The 9282-nt window shown below is 39.0% G+C and carries 11 protein-coding genes, 1 pseudogene and 1 other annotated feature; of the genes and pseudogenes, 3 read left to right on the forward strand and 9 right to left on the reverse strand.

From position 1 onward, the window contains the following. Window positions 1-15: 15 nt before the first annotated feature. From O3599_RS09535 to O3599_RS09550, 4 genes are read right to left on the reverse strand one after another with little or no spacing between them, the layout of a single operon-like run. Window positions 16-1911 (reverse strand): MBL fold metallo-hydrolase, encoded by a 1896-nt coding sequence (locus O3599_RS09535; protein WP_247939837.1) that lies wholly within the window; start codon window positions 1909-1911, stop codon window positions 16-18. A 2-nt stretch (window positions 1912-1913) separates the two neighbouring features. Beyond that, a complete protein-coding gene (locus O3599_RS09540) occupies window positions 1914-2801 on the reverse strand; it encodes an RluA family pseudouridine synthase (RefSeq protein WP_371512704.1) in 888 nt (295 codons plus the stop codon). Beyond that, window positions 2791-3252 (reverse strand): signal peptidase II, encoded by a 462-nt coding sequence (gene lspA, locus O3599_RS09545; RefSeq protein WP_247939839.1) that lies wholly within the window; start codon window positions 3250-3252, stop codon window positions 2791-2793. Before lspA ends, O3599_RS09540 begins: the two co-directional genes overlap by 11 nt. After that, window positions 3249-4157 carry a LysR family transcriptional regulator gene (locus O3599_RS09550; protein WP_247939840.1) on the reverse strand — a complete coding sequence of 303 codons (909 nt, stop codon included), beginning with the start codon at window positions 4155-4157 and terminating at the stop codon, window positions 3249-3251. The genes lspA and O3599_RS09550 overlap by 4 nt, the downstream gene beginning before the upstream one ends. Between O3599_RS09550 and O3599_RS09555 the strand changes: the two are divergent. Further along, window positions 4150-4224 (forward strand): annotated as a pseudogene (locus O3599_RS09555) (AraC family transcriptional regulator); the annotation flags it as partial. The gene O3599_RS09550 and the pseudogene O3599_RS09555 sit on opposite strands and share 8 nt — an antisense overlap. Window positions 4225-4399: 175 nt before the next feature. On the opposite strand, the gene O3599_RS09560 reads toward O3599_RS09555, so the two are convergent. From O3599_RS09560 to O3599_RS09580, 5 genes are all read right to left on the reverse strand, one after another. Then, on the reverse strand, window positions 4400-4855 hold the full coding sequence (locus O3599_RS09560; RefSeq protein ID WP_371512707.1) for a DUF5301 domain-containing protein: 456 nt from the start codon (window positions 4853-4855) through the stop codon (window positions 4400-4402). Window positions 4856-5128: 273 nt separating this feature from the next. Then, entirely contained in the window at window positions 5129-5422 is a 294-nt protein-coding gene (rpmA, locus tag O3599_RS09565) for a 50S ribosomal protein L27 (protein WP_000916509.1), read from the reverse strand. Window positions 5423-5438: 16 nt separating this feature from the next. Then, window positions 5439-5783, reverse strand: a complete 345-nt coding sequence (locus O3599_RS09570; protein WP_247939841.1) for a ribosomal-processing cysteine protease Prp — start codon at window positions 5781-5783, stop codon at window positions 5439-5441. Window positions 5784-5798: 15 nt separating this feature from the next. Beyond that, complete coding sequence (gene rplU, locus O3599_RS09575; protein WP_000109141.1) at window positions 5799-6113, reverse strand: 50S ribosomal protein L21; 315 nt, start codon at window positions 6111-6113, stop codon at window positions 5799-5801. 36 nt (window positions 6114-6149) lie between these two features. Next, window positions 6150-6237: a sequence feature (ribosomal protein L21 leader region), on the reverse strand. Between the two features lie 58 nt (window positions 6238-6295). After that, window positions 6296-6988 carry a YoaK family protein gene (locus O3599_RS09580; protein WP_345773204.1) on the reverse strand — a complete coding sequence of 231 codons (693 nt, stop codon included), beginning with the start codon at window positions 6986-6988 and terminating at the stop codon, window positions 6296-6298. 153 nt (window positions 6989-7141) lie between these two features. Here O3599_RS09580 and O3599_RS09585 point away from each other — a divergent pair, with 153 nt between their 5' ends. Next, the gene (locus O3599_RS09585; RefSeq protein ID WP_247939843.1) at window positions 7142-8119 is read left to right on the forward strand and encodes a Gfo/Idh/MocA family protein; all 978 of its coding nucleotides are present in this window, start codon (window positions 7142-7144) and stop codon (window positions 8117-8119) included. Then, window positions 8116-9198: a DEAD/DEAH box helicase gene (locus O3599_RS09590; protein WP_247939844.1), complete on the forward strand. Its 1083-nt coding sequence runs from the start codon at window positions 8116-8118 to the stop codon at window positions 9196-9198. The genes O3599_RS09585 and O3599_RS09590 overlap by 4 nt, the downstream gene beginning before the upstream one ends. Window positions 9199-9282 lie beyond the last annotated feature (84 nt).

Genomic DNA, 9282 nt, shown 5'->3' on the forward strand with positions numbered 1-9282 from the left:
AAACCTTCTTTTTTACTACTGTTCTGATTCCGATTTATTTGCACTCGTTTTAGAGCTTTGTGAAGTTGAAAAAGTCAAATCTTGACTAGTTGAAGAACTTGTAATACTTTCGTGTTGACTCGTTTCTTTATTTTCAAGATCTTTTTTCACTACTTCATTGGATTCTTTTATTTCTGAGTTACTTGTATCTCTAGTTGTAGCAGATTTCTCTACCGGAACATCCACTAACCAGGCACCACTTGAATCAACAGTATAGCCTTCTGGTGTCTTACCATTCACAAGTAATTGACCATTTTCTTTCAAGAAGTACCATTTATCCTTGTCTTTAATCCAACCTATAGCTCGTGAACCATCTGTCTTGTAGAAATACCAATCATTTGCCTTTTTAAGCCAGCCTTGCTTCATAGCTCCTGATTCTTCTAGATAGTAATGATGACCAGAAACTTCTATCTCGCCTGTCTTCATGGTACCAGTAGAATCCATATAGTACCAGGTTTCTTTATCTTTTACCCAGCTCGTTTTCATTTCCCCTGATTGAGCAAAATAATACCATTGCCCCTTATATTGAAGCCAACCTGTCTTCATAGAGCCATCAACATCCAAATAATACCACTGTTCTTTATCTTGAATCCAACCAATTTCCATCTGGTTTTCTTTGTTGAAATAATACCAGATTCCATCAATTTTCTTCCAATTTTTTGCAGCGGCACCAGAGTCTGTCAAATAGAACCAACGATTGTTCCATTTTTTCCATTGATTCTGTAACAAGATACCCGTTTGGTTGAAGTAGTACCATTCACCTTCGATTTCATTCCAACCGACAGCATACTCTCCTGTAGAATCAGGTGCTTGATACCACCAGTTTCCATATGCACTCTTATGCCAACCAGCTTGAAAACTTGGAATATGCTTGTAGGAAGTTGAAATATTGACAAAACCATCTTGTCGAATATCAAAAACTGTCGCATCATAGTCTTTGCTGGCTGCGTTTATATGTTGAATTCCCATTGATTCAATCCAGCTAATATATTCCCTATTTATTTCTTGACCGCTATCATACGAACCAATTGGTGAGGAGGAAGTTTGAACAATTATCTCAGGAGACAAATTTCTTATAAAATTTTTTGTATTAGAATTTTTTGTATCTAAATGATGGTTAAACTTCATCAAATCAACTTTTCCAATGAGAGAACCGTACTTGTCTTCTGCTCCATGAACATTATCTAAGTCGCCCCCAAGATAAATTTTCTTGCCATTGACTTTTACCACACTAATCAGGGAATTGGAATTATCATCCCAAACAGGTTTAAGATTTCCATTCTCATCATATTCATTTTCATAATTATAGAGCTGAATATCCATGTCCCAAAACTGAAAATGAGCATCTCCTTGTGTGATGTTTTGAATCACTGAAACACCTTTTTCGGAAGCAGTCTGTAAAACCTTATCATATCCATACAGATTATCCCATAGACGTTCAGAATTAGTAATACGATTATCACTATATTTTTTAAGATAGACTCGGTCAACTGGATAGGTAGACAGTAATTCATCAACATTTCCAATATGGTCACTGTGGGTATGGGTTACCAAAATAAAATCAAGTTTTTGTACACCCAATTCCTTCAAATGACGAAAGACACGGTCTGTCAGAACATGCTTGTAAGTGGTATTAATACCCTGTCTCCATGGATAACGAGAATCACTTCCATCTGGGAAATCATAATCTTCTCCTGTATCCACCATGGCAAAATGTCCATTACTTTCAAGAATGATCGCATCACTGCCACCTTCCTGAACATTTATAAAGTGGATTTTATTTCCTGAACTTTCTTGAGCTTGAACATTCCCATGAAATGACAAGCATAAAAAAGCACCTGCAAGTGCTAAACTAGTTAATTTCTTTTTCATTCTTACTTTCTCAATCTCTCCAATGTTTCCTTAAAAATCTCTGGGATATCTGCTATAAATTCCATGGTCTCACCTGTTCTCGGATGGGTAAAGCCTAGAGTCTTGGCATGGAGAAATTGTCCATGTCCTTTCAAAGTCTTGCGAGGACCATAGACCTCATCACCAGCGACTGGATGGCCAATATAAGCCATGTGAACACGGATTTGATGAGTGCGTCCTGTCTCTAGCTGCAACTCTACCAAGCTGTAATCACCAAAACGTTCTAAGACGTGGAAACGGGTCACTGCAGGCTTCCCTTTAGCAGTCACAGCCTGTTTCTTACGGTCTTTTTCACTACGGCCAATCGGAGCTTCAATCACACCACGATCATTAGGCAGATTTCCATGAACAATAGCCCAATATTTGCGGAGAGACTTTTTATCCTTGAGTTCTTGGGCAAGTGCTAGATGCGCCTCATCGTTTTTAGCAATCATGAGAAGGCCAGACGTATCCTTATCAATACGATGAACAATTCCTGGGCGTAGAACCCCATTGATACCCGACAAGTCCTTAATATGATACATGAGGGCATTGACCAAAGTTCCACTAGTATGACCAGCACTAGGATGCACAACCATTCCCTGAGGCTTGTTAACGACGGCCACATCCTCATCTTGGTAGATGATATCTAGCGGAAGATTCTCAGCCACATACTCTAGAACCTCTGGTTCTGGCACATGGTAAGTGACGATATCACCCTCTTGAACTGTGTATTTAGCTTTCTTGACTTGACCATTAACCAAGACCTGTCCTGATTTGATTTGTTCATTCGCGAGACTACGTGATAATTCTGTCAAATCCGACAAAGCCTTATCTAAACGCAGGCCACCAGTTTCAATTTTAATTTCCATTTATTTCCTCTTTTAGCATTGCAATCAATAAAATAATCACTCCAACAGTCAGATAACTATCTGCCACATTGAAAATTGCAAAATTGATAAAGTCAAGGTGGAACATATCCACAACAAAGCCCTGACTTATCCTGTCAATAAAGTTCCCAAGACCACCTGCGATAATCAAGGTCAAACCCAAGACCATCCAGAGTGAGTCCTCCATGTGCTTATGTAGATACCAAATGGCACCTACCATAACGACAAGTGTAATGATAGCAAATAACCACTGCTGGTCTTGTAGCATCGAAAAGGCAGCCCCTCGATTTTGCAGGTAGGTCAAGCTAACGAAATTGGGAATCCAAGAGCGCACTTCACCCAGTGGAATCTGCTGGACGATATAGGATTTTACCAACTGATCAAGCCCAATCAAAAGTAGTACAATGACTACCACTATTCCTCTTTTTTTCATGATTTCCTCTTCTGATTAAAATATTCTTGCATGACTTCTACGAAAAGATTCCCAGCTTGACTAAGCTCCACTTCTTCACGTTTAACATAGACCATGCGATTATCCAAATTATCCTTGAGACGAATGACTGTAATCCCATTGACACTGTCACTATCTAAAAATCCGGAACCTGTTGCATAAGCGTCCGTCCGCTCCAAAATACCATTCAAAGTAGCACGGTCTGTCACATTGAACATCTGCGAGCTCGCACTGGTATCAACAAAGTTCTCTGAATAATAAAGGTACTCATCTTTCTCTTGAGTGAAACGAACCGTTGGTAGATCAGCTAAATCCTCCATAACCAATTCCTCTTTCTGAGCCAAAGGATGCCCCTCGCGGAGATAAATGTGGGTATGGAAGGAAATCAATTCAATGACCTCCAGACCTAGCTTTTCAACCCGTTGCATAATACCTTTTTTATTTTGATTGTTGAGGTAGATAATCCCAATCTCACTATGCCCTTGCGCTACTTCATCTAAAATTTGAACAGTAGTTGATTCAAAAATACGAAAGTTCTTATAATCAGGATAGCGCTCTGAAAAGGCCGTAATGGTTGGTGGCAAGAAGTCATAGTGCTGACTAGCAATGGAAAATTCATCCTTTTCTTCCTCAGGATTGGCATACTGATTTTGAAAAATATCAAATCCTTTAACCAATTCTTGCGCTTTTTCATAAAATTCCATACCACGACGAGTCAAGAAAGTCCCTGAGCTGGTCCGACGGAAAATCTTAAAGCCCAACTCTTTTTCCAAATCACGAACAGAAATAGACAGACTCGGCTGACTAACATACATCTTTTCAGCAGCTTCACGAAAAGTACCGCTATTCGCAATAGCCACAACATAGCGTAATTGTTGAATGTTCATCTTCTACCCCCAACTTCTTTATCTTTTCATTATACCATATTTTAGAAGTTTTCCAAAAAGGAAAAAAGTCTGGAAATTTTCAAGTCTAAGCGAATACTCTAATACCCCAATACAAGAATTAGAATGATATCTTTTTTCAGTCCTCATTTTATTTCAAACAAATAAAAACAGCAAATCTTGTTGATTTACCGTTTAAAACATGATACAAGAAAACTCTCTAAAAATTTCTTTTATTCTATAAATCAACTAGAATAAGCTTCTTCAACCCTATTGGCTATATCTGGACTTACCTCCCAAATCCCAACATAGGGTTGCTCAATATACTGTTTTTCTTTCATAGTATATAGATAGGCTACACTATCATTTTCTTCATTCTGATGAGTGAATTTGATAATGATGTAATCTTTAACATTTGTCGGTTGATCATTGAAACTCTCCAAAGTTGTAGATTTGGACTGTTTCTGTATCTCCTCAATCAATTTTGAGATTTCTTCTCTCTTGGTTATAGTTTTAATATCTTCAGAGATTGTTTTCTGCAGGGAAATTACAGAGATCGTTTCAGGTTCAGGAAGAATAAGTTTTTTGTTACTAACGCAAGCAGATAAAACAAGAAAAGAGATTGAACAGACTATCATTATGATAATTTTTTCATATAGGCTCACTCCTTTCCATATTCCTGCTTCCTTACTCAGATACAATTATAATATCAAATCTTAGCAATTTTTACAATATCTTATTCCCTTATAAAATTCATTATTGTAAAAGTTTTACATTCAACTATTTTTTCATTGTAAAATAAAGTAGCCGATAAATTCTCTTCTTACATATGGTTTTAAAATATGGGTACCAAAATGGGTATCAAAATAAAAAAATAGGCTCTCCGAAAACTCGGAAAGCCTTATTTAATGCTACTTCTAGCTTCCTCGCCTTTATATTTTAAGGCTCGGGATAAAAAGGTTCACTGGACCTTTTTATTTAGCGATTGGGTAAACAGAAACCTGCTTTTTATCGCGTCCTTTACGTTCAAAGCGTACTACGCCTTCAACTTTAGCGAACAAAGTATCGTCTCCACCACGTCCAACGTTTACACCTGGGTAGATGTGTGTACCACGTTGACGGTAAAGGATTGATCCACCTGTTACAGTTTGTCCGTCAGCTGCTTTAGCTCCAAGACGTTTCGCTTGTGAATCACGTCCGTTTGATGTAGAACCTCCACCTTTTTTGTGGGCGAAAAGTTGCAAGTTGTTAAGAGTCATTTTTAACATAATGTTTTCCTCCGTGTTAGTTTTCTGTGATAACTCTGGTTTGGACGAACTCAGAAGAGTTCTCCGATAAGTTTGCCATACCTAAGAAAAATGATTCAAAGAATAACTGGGTCATTTCTCTCTGGTGTGAAGGAAGATCTTTTGGTATTTCAACCATCAGATAGCCACCTCCATCTTCGTTTAATTCTAGGATTGGTTCATAGCCTGCAAATTTCTCAATAGAATTGATAAAGTTAATGGCAAGCGTAGAAACCGATGCACACACGACATCAAAGCCGTATTCGCCACTCTCGGCGTGTCCAGTAATTTCCGCACTCCTCAGCTCGCCATCTTCGGCTCTCTCAAAGACTGCCTGTATCATGTGTTCTCCTTAAAATTAAGCGTTGATTGCGTTGATGACAACTTTTGTATATGGTTGACGGTGACCTTGTTTACGGTGGCTACCTTTTTTAGGTTTGTACTTGTAAGTAACAACTTTCTTTTGTTTTCCTTGTTTTTCAACAGTTCCAACTACAGTAGCTCCAGCAACAAGTGGAGTTCCGACAACAGTGTTTTCACCACCAACAAGAACAACTTCGTTAAAAGTAACTTCTTGACCAGCTTCAACGTTCAATTTTTCAACGTAAACTGCTTGACCAACTTCAACTTTAACTTGTTTTCCGCCAGTTTTGATAATTGCGTATGTGCTCATTATGCACCTCCTATGATTTTTATGGGTTTCCCCGATTTTTTTGTGAAGACTCGCCTAGCATCGTGGGACAAACCACTTAAACTTGAATAATCAAGCAACGATGTTCGTGCGGTTGCACAGGAACGTGCATAGTCAACTCTTCAAGTATAGCATATCTCCTATTTTCTTACAAGTAATAACACCTAAAATGAAGCTTTTTCTTTTACTTTTTTCTGCCATGAAGCAAAAAGCATACTGAGGTAAAAAATACTCATCATAATAGGAACACCAAGAATGGTCTTTTCATGATAGAAAATCGTCAAATAAGCTGAAAAGACAACGCCAAGGACAAAACTACTAAGCAGGCTTACAAAGATAATCCCTTCACGTAAAAAAGGAGTGTGCTTGGTTCGGAAATAATCTCCAAAAGCCAGCATGGTCCGTTTGATATTTCCTGTCATAAAAGCGTTATTATAGGCAATACCCGATACTTCTCCAAAAGCGGTTGTCACCAATCCCATACAGAAAGCCAAGGGCGGCACTAGATAGATATTATCTACAGTTTGCGGCACAAAACCAATAATGATTGATAAGATTGCCAAAGGAGTCAATGACAGAATGGGCTTTTTCACAATTCTCAATTTTTCCTTATAAATCGTTAGTAAAAAGACCCCCATCATAAAAGCTAGCAAGGTCATTACTTTGGCACTAGCATCTGAAACATTGTGTTGAATGAGCCCCACGGATAGAAAGACGACATTCCCAGTTTGTCCAGCTACAAGAGTATTCCCTCGCACAATAAAAGTATAGGCGTCTACATATCCTGCACAAAAAGTCAAAAAAAGCGCTAGCCTCTTAGACTGACGTGATATTTTTCTTATAGGTAATAACCTCATTTTCCCTCACATTTCATTTACTCATCTCATTATTGTACCATTTTCTTTGGAAAAGACCTAGTAGCTTATTTGAAATTTTTTACCCTCTGTTGGATAGTCCCGTCTATCTATGTTATAATGAAAGAAGGATTTGAAATCGGAAAAGGAGTAACTATGCTTAAATTAGGTGTCATCGGAACAGGGGCTATCAGCCACCACTTCATAGAAGCAGCCCATGCTAGTGGAGAATACCAGATGGTCGCAGTCTATTCTAGAAAACTAGAAACTGCTGCAACCTTTGCTTCCCGCTATCAGAATATCCAACTCTTTGATCAAGTAGAGGACTTCTTCAAGAGCTCCTTTGATGTGGTCTATATTGCCAGTCCAAATTCCTTGCATTTTGCTCATGCAAAAGCTGCCTTGTCTGCTGGCAAACACGTCATTCTTGAAAAGCCAGCTGTCACTCAGCCACAAGAATGGCTAGATTTGAGACATACAGCTGAGAAAAATCACTGTTTTATCTTCGAAGCAGCTCGCAATTACCATGAAAAAGCTTTCACTATCATCAAAAACTTTTTAGCAGACAAACAAATTTTGGGAGCAGATTTCAACTATGCCAAGTATTCTTCCAAAATGCCTGACTTATTGGCTGGACAGACACCAAATGTCTTCTCAGACCGTTTTGCTGGTGGAGCTCTTATGGATTTAGGGATTTATCCCCTCTACGCTGCCGTTCGTCTCTTTGGAAAAGCTAAGGATGCAACCTATCAGGCTCAACAGCTTGACAATAGCATTGACCTAAATGGAGATGGAATCCTCTTCTACCCTAACTATCAAGTTCATATCAAGGCTGGAAAAAACATCACTTCCAATCTCCCTTGCGAGATTTATACGACAGATGGTACCTTGACCCTCAACACCATCGAACATGTTCGCTCAGCTATTTTTACCGACCATCAAGGCAATCAAGTCCAACTCCCTATCCAACAGACTCCTCATACGATGACTGAGGAAGTCGGTGCATTTGCACACATGATCCAGCAACCAGATCTGAATCTCTACCAAACTTGGCTGGAAGATGCAAGTTCAGTTCATGAGCTACTATATACTATGCGCCAGACTGCTGGCATTAGATTTGAGGCAGAAAAATGAAAACCAAACTACCGACTGAATGGCAAGAATTGAGTAACCAACTCGGTTTCCAGAAATTCACCCCCATTCAAACTCAACTATTTGAGCCCATTCTTGCTGGAGAAAACCTCCTAGGAGTGAGCCCAACAGGAACTGGTAAGACCCTAGCTTACCTTCTACCAAGTCTTCTCAGACTACAAAAGAGAAAAGCCCAACAACTCTTGATTCTAGCACCAAATACTGAGCTTGCTGGACAGATTTTTGATGTATGTAAAACGTGGGCTGAAGCTATCGGCTTAACTGCCCAACTCTTCTTATCAGGTTCGAGTCAGAAACGCCAGATTGAACGACTCAAAAAAGGACCAGAAATTCTGATTGGAACCCCTGGCCGTATCTTTGAACTAATTAAATTGAAAAAAATCAAGATGATGAATGTAGAAACCATCATCCTGGATGAATTCGACCAATTACTTGATGATTCTCAAATTCATTTTGTTGAGAAAATAACTCACTACGCACCTCGTGACCACCAACTTGTCTATATGAGTGCGACAACCAAGTTTGACCAAGAAAAGATTGCGCCTAACACACGTACCATTGATCTTTCTGACCAAAAATTGGACAACATCCAGCACTTCTACATGCAGGTAGATCAACGTCACCGAGTGGATATGCTACGAAAACTAGCTCATGTAGAGGATTTCCGTGGTCTGGTCTTCTTTAGCAGCCTATCAGACCTTGGAAACGCAGAAGAAAAACTACAGTATCGGGATATCTTGGCTGTTTCCCTAGCTAGTGATGTCAATGTTAAATTTAGAAAAGTCATCTTAGAAAAGTTTAAAGACAAGCAACTAACCCTGCTTCTTGCAACAGACCTTTTGGCTCGAGGGATTGATATTGATAGCCTAGAATGTGTCGTAAACTTTGATGTTCCTAGAGATATTGAAACCTACACTCACCGTGCTGGCCGTACAGGTCGCATGGGCAAGGAAGGTTATGTTATCACTCTCGTCACTCATCCAGAAGAAATCAAAAAACTCAAAAAGTTTGCAAGCGTACGTGAAATTGTCTTGAAAAACCAAGAACTCTATATCAAATGAAGCCCCCTTTGCTCTATGCACATCCGGTGTATGGAGCTTTTTTATGTAAACAATTCTTCAATTTTAGTTCAATATCAGAAAAAA

The organism is Streptococcus sp. 27098_8_103 (assembly GCF_041432345.1).
Classification (GTDB): domain Bacteria; phylum Bacillota; class Bacilli; order Lactobacillales; family Streptococcaceae; genus Streptococcus; species Streptococcus mitis_BV.